Below are 16,363 nucleotides of genomic sequence, written 5' to 3'. Positions count from 1 at the left end.
CGAACGCGCGGGCCTTCATTCCGCAGCCGTCCGCTGGCCGAAGCGCTTCTCGATATAGTCGACGACAAGCGCCTCGAAGTCGGAGGCGATATTGGGGCCGCGCAGTGTCAGCGCCTTCTTGCCGTCGATAAAAACGGGAGCGGCCGGCGTCTCGCCGGTGCCGGGAAGCGAGATGCCGATGTCGGCATGTTTGCTTTCGCCCGGTCCGTTGACAATGCAGCCCATGACGGCGACGTTCAGCGCCTCGACGCCGGGATATTTCTCGCGCCAGACCGGCATGTTCTTGCGGATGTCGTTCTGAATGTTCTGCGCCAGTTCCTGGAAGACTGTCGAGGTCGTGCGCCCGCAGCCGGGACAGGCGGCAACGACGGGCACGAACTGCCGGAAGCCCATGACCTGCAGGATTTCCTGCGCCACCTGGACCTCGCGGGTGCGGTCGCCGTTCGGCTCGGGCGTCAGCGAGACACGGATCGTATCACCGATGCCGTGCTGCAGCACGAAGCCCATGGCAGCCGACGAAGCGACGATGCCCTTGCTGCCCATGCCGGCTTCGGTGAGGCCGAGATGCAGCGCGTGATCGGAACGTTCGGCGAGCATGGAATTGACGGCGATCAGGTCCTGCACCTGGCTGACCTTGGCCGACAGGATGATGCGGTTGCGCGGCAAGCCGATCTCCTCGGCAAGGGCGGCCGACAGCAGCGCCGACTGCACGATCGCCTCGCGCGTCACCTGCCTTGCCGAAAGCGGCGAGCCGGCCTCGGCATTCTGATCCATCAGCGCAGTCAACAGGTCCTGATCGAGGGAGCCCCAGTTGACGCCGATGCGTACCGGCTTGTCAAAGCGGATCGCCATCTCGATGATCTCGGCGAACTGTTTGTCCTTCTTGTCCTTGAAGCCGACATTGCCGGGATTGATGCGGTATTTCGCCAGTGCCTCGGCGCAGGCAGGATGATCGGCAAGCAGCTTGTGGCCGATATAATGGAAGTCGCCGATCAGCGGCACGTCCATGCCGAGCCGCAGTAGCCGCTCGCGGATTTTCGGCACGGCGGCGGCACTCTCGTCGCGGTCGACGGTGATACGCACCAGTTCCGAACCCGCCCGGTGCAGGGCTGCGACTTGCGCAACGGTCGAATCGATATCGGCGGTATCCGTATTCGTCATCGATTGCACGACAATCGGCGCACCACCGCCGACAATGACGCCGCCGACATTGACGGCGACGGAAGCGCGGCGCGGTTTCGGATCAAAATCGGCGGCTGACAACATGCAGAGTTCTTGCACCCCTAGAAACAGTGCCTTTCAGGTGGATCAAGCCCGGCTCCTTGTCAACCGCCGACTATATCACTTTTGTTTGGAGGCGCTCAGTGGCCGCCTTCGGAGACCCCATCGGCATAATGGGCCAGCTTGGAGAACATGAGAACGAACAGCAGCAGCACCGGCAGCGCCATGAAGACGACGGCAAAGCCGATATGTTCGGCAACGAAGCCGATCACCGACGGCGCGACCAGCATGCCGGAATAGCCCATCGTCGTAACCACCGAGATGCCGATGCCGGGTTTGAGACCGGGTATATTGCCCGCAGCCGAGAAAGCGATCGGCACCATGTTTGAAATGCCGATGCCGCAAAGGGCAAAGCCCAGAATGGCGATCTCAGCGTCCGGCGCAAGGCTTGCAAGCAACATGCCGACGATTGCAAAGAGCGTGCAGATGCGCAGTGTCTTGACCCCTCCGAGGCGGTCGCGCACCAGGTCGCCGGCAAAGCGCATGGTCGCCATGGTCGCCGAAAAGGCTGCGAAACCGAGACCGGAAAGCGCCACCGACGCATCCATGTCCTGCCGGAGATAGAGCGCACCCCAATCCAGAACCGCGCCTTCCGGCACCATGGAGAACAGCGCCATCAAGCCGAGCAGCCACGGCAGCGGCACCATCGGCAGCCTCGTCTTCTCCTTTTTGGCATCGGGATGGGGCGGATCCGCAAGGATCATCGGCCAGGCGACAGCGAGGAAGATCGCCGCCAGCGCAGTCGCGAGCTGGGCATGGCCGAGAACGCCGAGTTTGGCAATCACGATGCCGCCGAGGCCCGAGCCGATCAAGCCGCCGAGGCTCCAGAAAGCATGGCAGGACGACATGATGGCCCGGCGCATGGATTTTTCGACGGACACCGCATTGGCGTTCATCGCCACATCCATGGCGCCGATGAAGCCGCCGAACAGGAAGAGCGAGATTGCCGCGGTAAACACATTCGGCGCGAGCGTCAGAGCCAGGAGCAGCGGCAGCACGCAGACGGCGGTTGCCCGTACAACGACGCGCGAGCCGTGCCTGGCGATCTGCGCGCCGGCGATCGGCATCATGACCAGCGAGCCGACACCGAAGACGATGATCATCATCCCGAGCTCGAACTTGCTCAGCCCGAGACGCTCGGCAAAATCCGGAATCTTCGGTGCCCAGCAGCCGACGACAAAGCCGTTCATGAGAAAGAGCAGGGAAACCGCTGCCCTGCTTCTGGTAATGAAGCCGCTGCGGACCCCCGACGGCGCATTCACATGACTGTCCATTTTCGGTCTTTCCTCGCTATCGGGCTTGGGAGCGCCCGCTTTTTCTAAACTCCGTGACGCCGGCTCAGTTCGTTTTTTCGGCGATGACGGTCCGGCAGCCGCGCTCGCGATAACCCGCAAGAATGGCGGGATCGGCATCGTGCTCGACGACCAGGCATTCGCAATGCGCAACCGGAAGGATGCTGTGGGGCGCAGCCGTGCCGAATTTCTCCGAGGTTACCGCCGCCATAACCCTTTTGCTTCTCGATGTTGCAAACCGCTTGAATTCCGCATCCTCGAATCCGAAGGCGGTGATGCCGGCCTCGAGATCGATGCCGCAGGCGCCGAGAATGCAGAGATCGGGCGAAATCTGCTCCATATCCCGCAAGGCCTTGGCGCCGAGCGCTCCACCTGTCTGCCGGTCCACCATGCCGCCGATCAGGATGACGTTGACGGCGGGCTTGTCGATCAGCGCTGCGGCAATCACCGGCGCATTGGTCGCAGCCGTCAGTTCAAGTTCGGCAGGCAGGGCGTTGGCAATCGCCAGATTGGTGCTGCCGGCATCGAAAAACACGCACGAACCGGCAGGGATCTGCTTCGCGGCAGCCCGCGCCAAGGCCTGCTTGCGGTCGGCGGCAAATCCCGTGCGCTGCGTCAGGCTTCCATGCGCCGGCGAAACCGGCAGCGCGCCGCCATAGACCCGCTCGCAGAGGCCCGCCGCCGCCATCTCACGCAGGTCGCGCCGCACCGTATCCTCGGAGACGCCGAATTCGAGCGCAAGTTCCGCCGCCAGCACGCGGCCATTCAGCCGCAGCCGCTCGGAAATAACACCTTGGCGCTCTCGCAACAGAAAATCCTGCATGTTCCTACCGAATCTGCATGTGAAGTATTGAAAACGTGCATAACCGTTTACGACCGTGCAGGCAATATGCGCGATCACACACTTTCTGACGCGGTGACACAAAGCGCCACCACCTGGCGAACTAACTATTGACCGGCTCAGAAGGCAAGATTATCGATCCACTACTCCCGATTCCGCCGGCAAACCTGCCCCCTGGTGCGTCCCCGTGAAAAATTCCGTCAGCCTGGGCATTCTGCTCACGAGCCTCGCCTACATGGCGTTCACGTTCCATGATGCGATCATCAAGATTCTGACTTCAAGCATTCCCGTCTGGCAGATCCTGTTTTTCCGCAGCCTGACGATCCTGCTCGGTTGTCTCGCCTATGGTCGCGTCAGGCTCATCCGTCAGACAATGACATCGCCGATCATCAAACCAATGATTGCCCGCAGTATCCTTCTCCTTTGCGCCTGGCTTTCCTACTACTCCGCCGCAAGCCGCCTGCAACTGGCCGAAGTCACCACGCTTTATTACGCCGCACCCGTCGTCGGCACCTTGCTTGCATGCTTCGTTCTGAAGGAGGACGTCATGCCAGCGCGATGGCTGGCCGTTGGCGTCGGTTTCGTCGGCGTGCTCATCGCCTGCGACCCGATCGGTCTCACTGTTTCCTGGCCCGTGTATCTGGCGCTACAGGCGGCGGTCCTCTGGGCGGCGGCCATGGTGCTGCTGCGCAAGACCTCGCTGCACGAAAAGACCATCGTCCAGCTTGCGGTTTCGAACGTCTTTTTCCTCGCCATGACGGGCATTGCCGTTCCTTACACTTGGCAGACACCCGACATGACGCAGTTGGCGCTTCTCATCGCAACCGGCGTAGTCGCCGGCTGTGCGCAGTTCGCCCTCTTCGAGGGAATTCGACAGGCACCCGTCTCCGTGCTTGCGCCGTTCGAATATACTTCCCTCGTCTGGGCCTTCATCCTCGGCTATCTGATCTGGGGCGATATCCCACCGCCGAATGTCGTCGGCGGCGCGGCGATGATCCTCGGCGCCGGTTTGATCATCATCGTCTGCGAAAGGCTGCGCCGCCGGGCCACGGTGTGATGCCCGTTTCCATGGAATTGATGCTTCAGAAGACGGCTTGAGAAAAATATTCGCAGTTGCTGCTTTTATTCGCAGTTTTCTACGCTTCCGGCGCCCTAGTTTTCTGCAAAGTATCGCTCATCCGATCGCAACCTCCCAAGGATGGATAAAACAATGAACTGGTTGAAAACCGTCGCCGCCGCTGCCCTTATTCAGGCCGCAGCCCTCCTGCCCGCCCATGCGGGCGAAAACCTCGCCGCCATCAAATCGGCCGGCGTCTTCAAAATCGGCACCGAGGGCACCTATGCGCCCTTCACTTATCATGACGAAAGCGGCAAGCTCGTCGGCTTCGACGTCGAGATCGGCGAAGCCATCGCCGCCAAGCTCGGCGTCAAGGCCGAGTTCGTCGAAGGCAAGTGGGACGGCCTGATCGCCGGCCTCGACGCCAAGCGTTACGACACTGTCATCAACCAGGTCGGAATCACCGAAGCCCGCAAGCAGAAATATGATTTCTCCGAACCCTATATCGCTTCCAAGGCCGTGCTCATCGTTCGCGAGGGCGACGACAGCATCAAGACCTTTGCCGACCTGAAGGGCAAGAAATCAGCCCAGTCACTGACCAGCAACTTCGGCAAGATCGCCACCGAATCCGGGGCCGAGCTCGTCGGCACGGACGGTTTCGACCAGTCGATCCAGCTTGTGCTGACCAAACGCGCCGATGCGACGATCAACGACAGCCTGTCCTTCCTCGACTTCAAGAAGCACAAGCCGGACGCGCCGGTAAAGATCGCCGCCGAGCAGGAAAATGCCGATTACTCCGGCATCATCATCCGCAAGAACGAGCCGGAACTGCTGGAAGCGATCAACAAGGCGCTCGCCGATATCAAGGCCGACGGCACTTACAAGAAGATCGCCGACAAATATTTCGGCCAGGACGTCTCGAAGTAAGCTTCGTCTAAAAAACTCCCCTCCCTCCCCACAAGGGGGAGGGGCTTTGGCCGGGGGACCGCCTCACCTCAAAATAGACGTCCCGACTTGCAGCTCGGTGGTCATTTCATGCAGCGCGGGAGGCAGATTAAGTCCCTGCCCCTTGTGGGAAACGGTTGGGGAGGGGTATTTCGAAGTATTGCTGCTCAACCGACGAGAGGGAATATCCCTTGCCGCACTGGCTCCAACTGATGGCGGAATCGCTTCCCTCGCTCCTCTGGGCGGGATTGATCTTCACCATTCCACTGACGCTGCTCTCCTTCGTCTTTGGTCTGATCCTCGGCCTGATCACGGCGATCGCCCGCCTTTTCGGCCCGACGCCCGTCGCGGCGATTGCCCGTTTCTATGTCTGGGTCATTCGCGGCACGCCGCTGCTCGTCCAGCTCTTCGTGATCTTTTACGGGCTGCCGAGCATCGGCATCCTGCTCGACGCCTTTCCTGCCGCCCTGATCGGCTTTACCCTGAATATCGGCGCCTACAGCTCCGAAATCATCCGCGCGGTCATCTCCTCCGTGCCGAAGGGCCAGTGGGAAGCGGCCTATTCGATCGGCATGAACTGGCGCCAGGCGATGAGCCGGACGATCCTGCCGCAGGCCGGCCGCGTCGCCGTGCCACCTCTGTCGAATACCTTCATCTCGCTGGTCAAGGATACCTCGCTTGCCGCCGCCATCACCGTGCCGGAGCTCTTCCAGGCGGCACAACGCATCGTCGCCACCACCTACGAGCCGCTGATCCTTTATATCGAGGCGGCGCTGATCTATCTCGTCCTCAGCTCCGTCCTCTCGCAGCTGCAGGTGCGGCTGGAACGCCGTTTCGCGCGTTATGGCGGCATGCTGGAGGCAAACGCATGATCGAGCTTTCCAACATCGAAAAGCGCTTCGGCGATGCCGTCATTCTGAAGGATATCAGCATCCGCATTCCCGAGGGCAGCGTCACCGCTCTCGTCGGGCCGTCCGGTGGTGGCAAGAGCACGCTACTGCGCTGCATCAACCTGCTCGAAATCCCGACATCAGGCGGGATCCGCCTCGGTGAGGAAGAGCTTTCCTTCGCGCCCGGCAAACGCTTGGGATGGCAGGCGATCCAGAAAATCCGCCGTCAGACCGGCATGGTCTTCCAGAATTTCCAGCTCTTCCCGCATCAGACCGCGATCGAAAACGTCATGGAAGGTCTGGTCACGGTGCTGAAATGGCCGAAGGAGCAAGCGCGCGAACGCGCCATGGAACTGCTGACCAAGGTCGGAATGGCGCACAAGACCGATGCCTGGCCCTCGACCTTATCGGGTGGTCAGCAGCAACGCGTGGCAATCGCTCGGGCGCTTGCGCCGTCGCCGCGGGTGCTTCTCTGCGACGAGCCGACCTCGGCGCTCGATCCGGAACTTTCGGCGGAAGTGGTCGATGTGCTGGGCCAGCTTGCCCGCGAAGGCACGACGATGGTCATGGCCACCCATGATCTCCGACTCGCCTCGAAAATCGCCAACGACGTCGTCTTCCTGGAAGACGGGAGCGTGGTCGAAACCGGCAGTGCGAAAGCTATTTTCAGCGCGCCTAAGCGCGAGCGTACCAAGCGCTTCATCTCGACGATCAACGCCGCCCATACATATGACATCTGAACTGTCTCACGTGAATCGTGATTCACGTGAGACGCTTTTGATTTAAGCGGCCTGCCTCAGGCCGAGGTGACGACCGAACGCGCCGCCTTCAACGCGTTGCCCCACCAGACGAGCTGATCGAGCTGGTTCTTGGCCGCCTCGTTGAGGTGCGGGTAATCGCCAAGGCTCTTACCTTCCTTGAGCACGCTCAGATATTCGCTGAAAGCGATGTGCACGCCCGTTTTCACCGAGGCGGCGCCCATTTCCACAAAGATCAGCCGAAGCTGCTCGACGGCGCGCGCACCGCCAACGCCGCCGTAACCGACGAAGGCGACTGGCTTCTGAATGAACTCGCCGAGATCGATTGCGTTCTTCAGAACCGCCGTCGGCGCATGATTGTACTCGGCAACGGTGAATATGTAGCCGTCGAATTCGCGCAGCTTCTTCTTCCAGCGCTCGGCGGTGTCGCTTTCTGCCGTGGTGGCGCGCTCTTCGCCGAAGAAATGCATGGGATAGTCGAGAAGATCGAGAACCTCGACTTCCAGATCGGAGCGCTGGCCGACGAGCGCGGCAATCCATTTTGCCGGATGTTCGGCGAAACGCCCAATACGAGTGCTGCCGACAATGACGGCGATCTTCAATTTGCTCATGAAATCGTTTCCTGATTGATCTTGGGAGGGGCAGGCAGGCAAGTCTACGAAAAAGCCTCCCCGCCGGGCAAGGCGAGGAGGCCATTCGCTTTTCGAAAAACGCGGCCTTTTAACAGCCTAGTTCTACACAATCGGGTGATTAGCCCGATCTAAGGAGGGCGGACGAAACCTTTCGTGCCGCTCGCTCATCCGCCGTAAACCACCAGCAGGTCCTTTGCGTCGATCTGGTCGCCGGCTTTGACCAGCACTTCGGCAATGGTGCCGTCCTTTTCCGCATGGATCGCGGTTTCCATCTTCATCGCCTCGATGGAGACGAGCACGTCGCCGGCGCTGACCGCCTGGCCCGGCGAGGCGAAGACGCGGCTGATGACGCCGGGCATCGGCGCGCCGACATGGGCGGCGTTGCCGACCTCGGCCTTGCGGCGCACGGCAGCGCCCGTCGCCCCATGGGCCCGATCGGGCACCTTGATGCGGCGCGGCTGGCCGTTGAGTTCGAAGAAGACAGTGACCATGCCCTGGCTGTCGGTTGCGCTCATCGCCTGGTTGACGATAACGAGCGTCTTGCCCTTCTCGATGTCGGCGAACAGTTCCTCGCCGTCCGCCAACCCGTAGAAATAGGCGGGCGTCGGCAGCACCGAAACCGGGCCGTAGGTATCCGAAGCAAGCGCAAAGTCGGTGAAGACCTTCGGATACATCAGATAGGAAGCGAATTCGAAGTCGCTGACTTCGCGCTCCAGCTTCTTCTCGATGACCTTGCGTTCCGCATCGAGATCGGCGGCCTTCAGCAGTGAGCCTGGACGCACCGTATAAGGTTTTTCGCCCTTCAATGCCTTCTTCTGCAGCGCTTCCGGCCATCCAGACGGTGGCTGGCCGAGATCGCCCTTCAGCATCGACACCACCGATTCCGGGAAGGAAACCTCGCGGTCGGGGCTGACGACATCGGCAACGGTCAAGTCCTGGGAGACCATCATCAGCGCCATGTCGCCAACGACCTTGGAGGAGGGCGTCACCTTGACGATATCGCCGAACATCTGGTTGGCGTCGGCATAGGCCTGCGCCACTTGATGCCAGCGGGTTTCCAGCCCCAGCGAGCGGGCCTGCTCCTTCAGGTTGGTGAACTGGCCGCCCGGCATCTCGTGGAGATAGACTTCGGAGGCTGGCCCTCTGAGATCGCTTTCGAAGGCGGCATACTGGTTGCGCACCGCTTCCCAATAGAAGGAGATACGGCGGATCCATTCCGGATCGAGACCAGGGTCGCGCTCGGAGCCGGAGAGCGCCTCGACGATCGAGCCGAGACAGGGCTGCGATGTATTGCCGGACAACGCATCCATTGCCGCATCGACGGCATCGACGCCGGCTTCGACCGCGGCAAGAACCGTTGCCGCCGCAATGCCCGAGGTATCATGCGTGTGGAAGTGGATCGGCAGACCGGTCGCCTCGCGCAGCGCCTTGAACAGAACCTTCGCCGCCGCAGGCTTCAACAGGCCCGCCATGTCCTTCACAGCGATGATATGGGCGCCGGCCTTTTCGAGCTCGACGGCAAGGTCGGTATAATACTTCAGGTCATACTTCGGCCGCGCCGAATTCAGGATGTCGCCGGTATAGCAGATCGCCGCTTCGCAGAGCTTGTTCTCCTCGGCAATGGCATCCATCGATACCCGCATATTCTCCACCCAGTTCAGGCAGTCGAAGACGCGGAAGAGATCGATGCCGCCCTTGGCGGCCTGGCGGACGAAGTATTTGACGACATTGTCGGGATAGTTGGTGTAGCCCACACCGTTGGCGCCGCGCAGCAGCATCTGCAGGAGCAGGTTCGGCGCCCCCTCGCGGATCAGCGCCAACCGCTCCCACGGATCTTCCGTGAGGAATCGCATCGAGACGTCGAAGGTGGCGCCGCCCCAGCATTCGAGCGAGAGCAGGTTCGGCAGCGCATGCGCATAGGTGCCGGCAATGCGGGCAATGTCATAGGTGCGCATGCGGGTGGCGAGCAGCGACTGGTGGCCGTCGCGCATCGTCGTGTCGGTCAGAAGCACCCGCTTCTCCTTGCGCATCCACTCGCCGAACTTCTTCGGACCAAGCGTGTCGAGAAGCTGCTTCGTGCCGTCCTTCACCCCATTGCCATTGGCATAGGGCACCACCGGCTTGGCGGCATTTTCCTGCGGCTTCGGCCGGTCCTTGGCCTCGGGATGGCCGTTGACGGTGACGTCGGCGAGATAGGTCAGGAGTTTCGTCGCGCGGTCCTGGCGCTTGACCTGCTGGAAGAGCTCCGGCGTCGTGTCGATGAAGCGGGTGGTGTAGCTGTTGTCGCGGAATTTCGGATGGCCGATGATTGCTTCGAGGAAGGTCAGATTGGTGGCGACGCCGCGGATACGGAATTCCCGCAGCGCCCGGTCCATGCGGGAAATGGCTTCCAGCGGGTTCGGCGCCCAGGCCGTGACCTTGACGAGCAGCGGATCGTAATAGCGGGTGATGATGGCGCCGGAATAGGAGGTGCCGCCGTCAAGGCGGATGCCGAAGCCGGAGGCCGAACGGTAGGCGGTGATGCGGCCGTAATCCGGAATGAAATTATGCTCCGGATCTTCCGTCGTCACGCGGCACTGCAGGGCGTGACCGTTGAGACGGATGTCTTCCTGCTTCGGCACACCGGATTGCGGCGTGCCGATGGCGAAGCCGTCGAGGATGTGGATCTGCGCCTTGACGATATCGATGCCGGTGACGACTTCGGTCACCGTATGCTCGACCTGGATGCGCGGATTGACTTCGATGAAGTAGAATTTGCCGGTATCGGCGTCCATTAGATATTCGACGGTGCCGGCGCCGATATAGTTCGTCGCCTCTGCGATCTTCAGCGAATAGGCGGCGAGTTCCTGGCGCTGCGCTTCGGTGAGATAGGGTGCGGGCGCGCGCTCGACGACCTTCTGATTGCGGCGCTGAACGGAACAGTCGCGCTCGAAGAGATGCACGACATTGCCGTGGGTGTCGCCGAGGATCTGGCTTTCGACGTGGCGGGCGCGCTCAACGAGCTTTTCGAGATAGACCTCATCCTTGCCGAAGGCGGCCATTGCCTCGCGCTTGGCTTCCGTCACTTCCTTGGCGAGATCGGCCTCGGAACGGATGACGCGCATGCCGCGACCGCCGCCGCCCCAAGAGGCCTTCAGCATGACGGGATAGCCGATCTCGGCGGCCATTCTGGCGACTTCCTGCATATCGTCCGGCAGCGGTTCGGTCGCCGGCACGACCGGCACGCCGACGGAGATCGCCAGATTACGCGCCGCCACCTTGTTGCCGAGCTGGCGCATCGTATCGGCCTTCGGGCCGATGAAGATGATGCCGGCCTTGTTGCAGGCATCGACGAATTCCGGGCTTTCCGACAAGAGGCCGTAGCCCGGATGGATGGCGTCGGCACCGGAAAGCTTGGCGACGCGGATCACCTCGTCGATCGACAGATAACTTTCGATCGGCCCGAGATCGCGGGCAAGATGCGGGCCGCGGCCGACCTGATAGCTCTCGTCCGCCTTGAAGCGGTGTAGCGCCAGCTTGTCCTCTTCCGCCCAGATCGCCACCGTTTTTATGCCGAGCTCGTTGGCCGCGCGGAACACGCGAATGGCTATTTCGGAGCGGTTGGCAACGAGTATCTTCGATATGGGCAAAACGGTCTCCTCCGTCGTTCAGACACGGGCATGCTGCACCCGCGAAGAAAATCCTTAACTTCTTGTCACGGGAAGTTCAATTTCTCTTGCGACTGCGAAACGCACTTTCTCGCCATGCCAGCGCATGTCGGCCGGCAGTATGCAGCGATTTCGACGGAGTGGATAAGGAAAAGCCTAGCTTATCAGACCGTGGCGGAAGGCAAGCGCCACTGCCTGCTGCCTGTTCTTTGCCTTCAGCTTGGCCTGCAGACCGTTCATATACCAGTCGACGGTATGGTTTGAGATCTTCAGCATTTTGCTGATCTCCATCGACGTCATGCCTTCGGCGAGATAGTGGAGGATTTCCATCTCGCGCCGCGTCAGCGGCGTCTCGGTCGGCAGCACCGTTTCCAGCGCCTCGGCCTCGCCTTTCAGGTCGAGTAATCGCCAGAAGGTCTTGCGCGCCACCGCCTCAAGCAGCGCGATTTCAACCGGCGACAGATCGATCGGCTTGCCGCCTAGGCTGAGGCTGCCGAGAATGCCGTTGCGCCCGTGAATCGGAAAGAGATAGCCGTCCTCCAATCCGTGGCCGAAGGCATCGACCATCATCTGCTCCATGCGGCGCTGATGCACGTCACCGTCGAAGGCTGCCATGCTCTCCCGCCAGCGGAAAGGCCGTTGCGCATGCGCGAGATAACGCACCATCGGATCGATCCGGACATATTTTTTTGCGGCATATATCTGTAGCCATTGTTCCGGCCAGCGGCCGGCAAGCGGGGCGGCGCGCAATTCGATATTCTGCTGCGCCGGGCCTTGCTGCAAATGTCGCAGCAGACCGTAATATTCGAAACCGGAACCGTGGAGGGCCTGCTCGAGTTCGGTGACGACGGCGTCCGGATTTGGGCACTCTTCCAGAATTACAAGCAATTGAATTAAAGAATTAATATTCACAAATAGCGCCTTTGTCCGGACTAGATGCCCGCAGGCCGTTGGCGGCTGTTCAGATTGGTCGCGTAACGGTCTTCTGCAGAAAATGCAGTCTCTAATTTAATGCTGCGCTAAACATTGATTAAAATGCAAGCGCAAATTGTTGCGAGATATAATCATGGTGGAATTCCGGCGCCAGACCCCGCTGCCGAAAAATCTGATGAGCCCGAGAATGTCTCTCTGTTCTATCCTATTGAGGCAGCTTCAATTTCATCGCAGATGCGATCGTGCGATCAAGTTAACCACCCGGCGGACTGAATCCCGAATACTCCGTTAATCGCCGGTTCAGGTAGCCTTTTGTAGCATCCCACCATTCCCGTTTTCGCAGATGCACAAGAGGTTAGACGTGTCGCTATTCAAGGTCTATGCAAGAGCTCTGCGCTATCTAGGCGCTTACAAGCTCCGCGTATCCCTGGTCGTTATCGCCAACATTGTTCTGGCGACCATCACCATTGCGGAACCGATCCTGTTCGGTCGCATCATCGATGCGATATCGGGCAAGGGCGAAGTCAAACCCATCCTCTTCATGTGGGCTGGTTTCGCCGTGTTCAATACTGTCGCCTTCGTTCTGGTATCCCGCGAGGCCGACCGGCTTGCCCATGGCCGGCGGGCAACGCTGCTGACGGAAGCCTTCGGGCGCATCATTTCCATGCCTCTTGCCTGGCACCATCAGCGCGGCACCTCCAACGCGCTGCATACGCTGCTGCGGGCCTGCGAGACGCTGTTCGGCCTCTGGCTTGAGTTCATGCGCAACCACTTGTCAACGGTCATTGCGCTGGCTCTGCTGGTGCCGACCGCAATATCGATGGACTTGCGCCTCTCCGCCGTGCTGATCGTGCTTGGCATCGCCTATTGGCTGATCGGCCGCGTGGTCATGAGCCGCACCAAGGATGGCCAGGCTTCGGTCGAAAACCACTACCATACCGTCTTCTCGCATGTCAGCGACTCGATCAGCAATGTCTCCGTTCTGCATAGCTACAACCGCATCGAAGCGGAAACCAAGGCATTGAAATCTTTTGCTGACCGGCTGCTCGAAGCGCAGTATCCGGTGCTCGACTGGTGGGCGCTTGCCAGCGCGCTGAACCGTATGGCTTCGACCATTGCGATGATGGTGGTTCTGATCATCGGCACGATGCTCGTTCAGTCCGGCCAGCTGCGCGTCGGTGACGTCATTGCCTTCATCGGCTTTGCCAACCTGCTGATTGCCCGTCTCGACCTGATGCGTCAGTTCGCTACGCAGATCTTCGAGGCCCGCTCCAAGCTGCAGGATTTCTATACGCTTGAGGATTCAGTGCGCGATCGTGAAGAGCCGGCCGGCAATGGTGAGATCAAGAACGTCAAGGGTGCGGTTGAATTCCGCGACGTCTCCTTCGGCTTCGGCAACAGCTCGCAGGGCCTGCACAATGTCTCCTTCTCGGTGAAGGCAGGCCAGACGGTCGCCATCGTCGGCCCGACTGGCGCCGGCAAGACGACACTGGTCAACCTGCTGCAGCGCGTCTACGACCCGCAGGGCGGCCAGATCCTCGTCGACGGCACCGATATCACCAAGGTGACCCGAAAGTCGCTCCGTCGCCATATCGCTACCGTCTTCCAGGATGCGGGCCTGCTGAATCGTTCCATCAGCGACAATATCCGCCTCGGCCGCGAAGGTGCGAGCGAGGAGGACATGCGCCGTGCTGCCGAAGCCGCCGCCGCCGCCGATTTCATCGAGACCCGTGAAGATCGTTACGATACCCATGTCGGCGAACGCGGCAACAAGCTCTCCGGTGGTGAACGCCAGCGCATTGCGATCGCCCGCGCCATCCTCAAGGATGCGCCGATCCTGGTGCTCGATGAAGCGACCTCGGCGCTCGACGTCGAGACCGAAGCGCGCGTCAAGGCCGCGATCGACAATCTGCGGCAGAACCGCACCACCTTCATCATCGCCCACCGCCTCTCGACGGTCCGCGAAGCCGATATGGTGCTCTTCCTCGATGATGGACGTGTCGTCGAGCAGGGCGGCTTCGATGAGCTCAGCCACAGCAACGGCCGCTTCGCCGCGCTGCTGCGCGCCAGCGGCATCCTGACGGACGAGGAAGTCCGCAAGGCCCACACCACCGAAGCCGCCTGAGCGCTCCGGGTTACAGGATAAGGCCGGAAGGGCAGGCGCTCTTCCGGCCTTTTGTTTTTCTTGGGAGCGAAACGACGCGTAGCTCCCTCTATCCCGCCGGCCACCCCCTACCAGGCAAGGGTAGAGACAGAAGGCGGCGCAGGGGATGTCGTCAGAGGCACTACGTGTCTGGCGGCGGGACTGATTGATCGCGCCGCCGATCCCCTCTAAATTCTTGTCCTTACCCGATACTCAGGAGAGCGGCATGAATGTCCTGCGCATCGTTGCCAATATCCAGGCGCCCGACCTCATGGCCGCCAAACGCTTCTATCAGGATATTCTCGGGCTCGATCTGATGATGGATCTCGGCTGGATCGTCACGTTCGGCGCGAATACTTCCATGAAGGTTCAGCTCAGTGTCGCCAGCCAAGGCGGTTCCGGGACTCCAGTACCCGATCTCTCCATCGAGGTGGATGATCTCGATGCTGCTTTCGAGGCGATGTCTGGCGCCGGCATTCCGATCGAATACGGTCCGGCCGACGAGCCCTGGGGCGTCAGGCGCTTCTACGTGCGCGATCCTTTCGACCGGCTGGTGAATATTCTCGTTCATAAAAGTTGAGCCGGCGGCATTACAGCGCAGCGCGTCTTTTCAGACGCGCGAAAGGCGCTGCAATGCCGTGGGGCTTTCAATGCGATTTCGGGACGCCGCTAAGCCCGCGGCCGTTCAATCAAAGCGGTGGACCCTATTTCCGATTGGTGCGGCGATAGGTATTTGCCGCTCCGCCGACCCGCACAGGCACAGGGACGGCGGCAATCTCAGTCACGAGCTTGTGCTTGATTTTGCCCAGCTGGCGCTTGTGCTCGAGATAATAGGCATAGGCGAATTGCGTCGCGATGCCCGCGATGACGAAGAACGGGCCGACCAGCGGATCCTTGTTGGTGATATAGAGCACGACCTGGCCGATCATGGCGAGGATCGTGCCGGCGACGAAGATGTTCAGCGAATGGCGGCCGAGGATCGTCAGCGGGTGGTCGGCGGGGCGCCGCAGGATGCGCGAGAACGCCGGGATGCTGATGATGAGATAGGTTAGCGCCAGCACATGCAGCAGCCGCGGCAGCGACAGGAAAGTCTTGTCGAAACCGGTGATGACGGTGGGCAGGCCAAGCGCTGCCAGCGAATTACCGAAAATCCAGAGATGGCCGGTTACCCAGACGAAGGACAGCAGGACATAGAAGGCGGCAGCCGCAAACAACAACGGATGCCGCGGGATCGTGCCGCCGCGCTTGATATGCAGGATCGAAACAATTCCAATCGAAAACAGGAACTGCCAGGAGAGCGGATTGAGGAACCAGTAGCCCTCTATCAGCAAATTGTGCGGCGCCACTTCGTAAATGCCGGCCAGCAGCCAGACCGTGCCGGAAACCGCGAGCGCCAGAAGCGGGCTTCGCTCGTTGAGGAGCAGGATGATCGGCACCATCAGCAACAATGCGCCATACATCGGCAGGATATTGTTGTAGCCGATCTGGTGGCCGAGCAGCAGCAGCGCCGGAATGCCTTCCTTCAGGTTCATCAGAACCGCCAGGATGTTGATCTCGACCAGCAGCCCCGGCCGGTGGAACAGCCAGGCACCACAGATGAAGAGCGCCAGCGTCATGAAGGTGGTGATCATATGCGCAAGGTAGAGCGTGAAGGCACGCCGCGCCGCCTTGATCGCCGTCTTGATGCGGCCGCCCGGCTTGAAGCGGGAACCATAGGCGAGACCGACGGCGATGCCGGAGATCAGGACGAAGGCCTCGGCGGCGTCGGAAAAACCAAAATTCTTCGTCGTCACATATTCGAAGATCTGTCCGGGCACATGATTGATGAAAATCATGATCAGGGCCAGGCCACGCAGCACGTCAAGCCTTGTATCGCGCCCCGTCGCAGCTGCGGATGAGGAACTGCGCTCGGTGCCGATGGCTTCGGTCAGCGTGCTTGCCATA

Annotated in this window: 13 protein-coding genes; 6 read left to right on the top strand and 7 right to left on the bottom strand. The window is 60.8% G+C overall.

Features of this window, described 5'->3' with window-relative positions:
* Positions 1-15: 15 nt before the first annotated feature.
* The 3 genes from ispG to NMA58_RS19630 form a co-directional block, all read right to left on the bottom strand.
* Positions 16-1,266 carry a flavodoxin-dependent (E)-4-hydroxy-3-methylbut-2-enyl-diphosphate synthase gene (gene ispG, locus NMA58_RS19640; RefSeq protein WP_430960048.1) on the bottom strand — a complete coding sequence of 417 codons (1,251 nt, stop codon included), beginning with the start codon at positions 1,264-1,266 and terminating at the stop codon, positions 16-18.
* 95 nt (positions 1,267-1,361) lie between these two features.
* Positions 1,362-2,555: an MFS transporter gene (locus tag NMA58_RS19635; RefSeq protein ID WP_434711654.1), complete on the bottom strand. Its 1,194-nt coding sequence runs from the start codon at positions 2,553-2,555 to the stop codon at positions 1,362-1,364.
* 64 nt (positions 2,556-2,619) lie between these two features.
* The gene (locus tag NMA58_RS19630) at positions 2,620-3,396 is read right to left on the bottom strand and encodes a DeoR/GlpR family DNA-binding transcription regulator (RefSeq protein ID WP_434711653.1); all 777 of its coding nucleotides are present in this window, start codon (positions 3,394-3,396) and stop codon (positions 2,620-2,622) included.
* 205 nt (positions 3,397-3,601) lie between these two features.
* Here NMA58_RS19630 and NMA58_RS19625 point away from each other — a divergent pair, with 205 nt between their 5' ends.
* The 4 genes from NMA58_RS19625 (at position 3,602) to NMA58_RS19610 (ending at position 7,046) form a co-directional block, all read left to right on the top strand.
* Entirely contained in the window at positions 3,602-4,471 is an 870-nt protein-coding gene (locus NMA58_RS19625) for a DMT family transporter (protein WP_434711652.1), read from the top strand.
* 153 nt (positions 4,472-4,624) lie between these two features.
* Complete coding sequence (locus tag NMA58_RS19620; protein ID WP_430960050.1) at positions 4,625-5,398, top strand: amino acid ABC transporter substrate-binding protein; 774 nt, start codon at positions 4,625-4,627, stop codon at positions 5,396-5,398.
* A 209-nt stretch (positions 5,399-5,607) separates the two neighbouring features.
* The gene (locus tag NMA58_RS19615; protein ID WP_434711651.1) at positions 5,608-6,288 is read left to right on the top strand and encodes an amino acid ABC transporter permease; all 681 of its coding nucleotides are present in this window, start codon (positions 5,608-5,610) and stop codon (positions 6,286-6,288) included.
* The gene (locus tag NMA58_RS19610) at positions 6,285-7,046 is read left to right on the top strand and encodes an amino acid ABC transporter ATP-binding protein (RefSeq protein WP_434711650.1); all 762 of its coding nucleotides are present in this window, start codon (positions 6,285-6,287) and stop codon (positions 7,044-7,046) included. Before NMA58_RS19615 ends, NMA58_RS19610 begins: the two co-directional genes overlap by 4 nt.
* 56 nt (positions 7,047-7,102) lie before the next feature.
* On the opposite strand, the gene NMA58_RS19605 is transcribed toward NMA58_RS19610, so the two are convergent.
* The 3 genes from NMA58_RS19605 to NMA58_RS19595 all read right to left on the bottom strand — a co-directional run bounded on the left by NMA58_RS19605 (position 7,103) and on the right by NMA58_RS19595 (position 12,255).
* The gene (locus NMA58_RS19605) at positions 7,103-7,675 is read right to left on the bottom strand and encodes an NADPH-dependent FMN reductase (protein ID WP_430960052.1); all 573 of its coding nucleotides are present in this window, start codon (positions 7,673-7,675) and stop codon (positions 7,103-7,105) included.
* A gap of 185 nt (positions 7,676-7,860) precedes the next feature.
* Entirely contained in the window at positions 7,861-11,325 is a 3,465-nt protein-coding gene (gene pyc / locus NMA58_RS19600; RefSeq protein WP_434711649.1) for a pyruvate carboxylase, read from the bottom strand.
* 174 nt (positions 11,326-11,499) lie between these two features.
* A complete protein-coding gene (locus NMA58_RS19595; RefSeq protein ID WP_430960054.1) occupies positions 11,500-12,255 on the bottom strand; it encodes a helix-turn-helix transcriptional regulator in 756 nt (251 codons plus the stop codon).
* A gap of 382 nt (positions 12,256-12,637) precedes the next feature.
* Between NMA58_RS19595 and NMA58_RS19590 the strand changes: the two genes are divergently transcribed.
* Together NMA58_RS19590 and NMA58_RS19585 are read left to right on the top strand one after the other, a co-directional pair.
* Positions 12,638-14,401 carry a glucan ABC transporter ATP-binding protein/ permease gene (locus NMA58_RS19590; RefSeq protein WP_097598244.1) on the top strand — a complete coding sequence of 588 codons (1,764 nt, stop codon included), beginning with the start codon at positions 12,638-12,640 and terminating at the stop codon, positions 14,399-14,401.
* A 244-nt stretch (positions 14,402-14,645) separates the two neighbouring features.
* Positions 14,646-14,999 carry a VOC family protein gene (locus NMA58_RS19585; protein ID WP_434711648.1) on the top strand — a complete coding sequence of 118 codons (354 nt, stop codon included), beginning with the start codon at positions 14,646-14,648 and terminating at the stop codon, positions 14,997-14,999.
* A gap of 124 nt (positions 15,000-15,123) precedes the next feature.
* Here the strand turns inward: NMA58_RS19585 and NMA58_RS19580 are convergent, their stop codons facing one another.
* Positions 15,124-16,362: an OpgC family protein gene (locus tag NMA58_RS19580; RefSeq protein ID WP_434711647.1), complete on the bottom strand. Its 1,239-nt coding sequence runs from the start codon at positions 16,360-16,362 to the stop codon at positions 15,124-15,126.
* Position 16,363 lies beyond the last annotated feature (1 nt).

The sequence above is a fragment of the Rhizobium sp. YTUHZ045 genome, from assembly GCF_051124255.1.
In the GTDB taxonomy this organism is placed as follows: Bacteria; Pseudomonadota; Alphaproteobacteria; order Rhizobiales; family Rhizobiaceae; genus Rhizobium.
The sequence above is the reverse complement of the archived record's forward strand: the minus strand, read 5'-3'. Positions and strand labels throughout refer to the sequence as shown.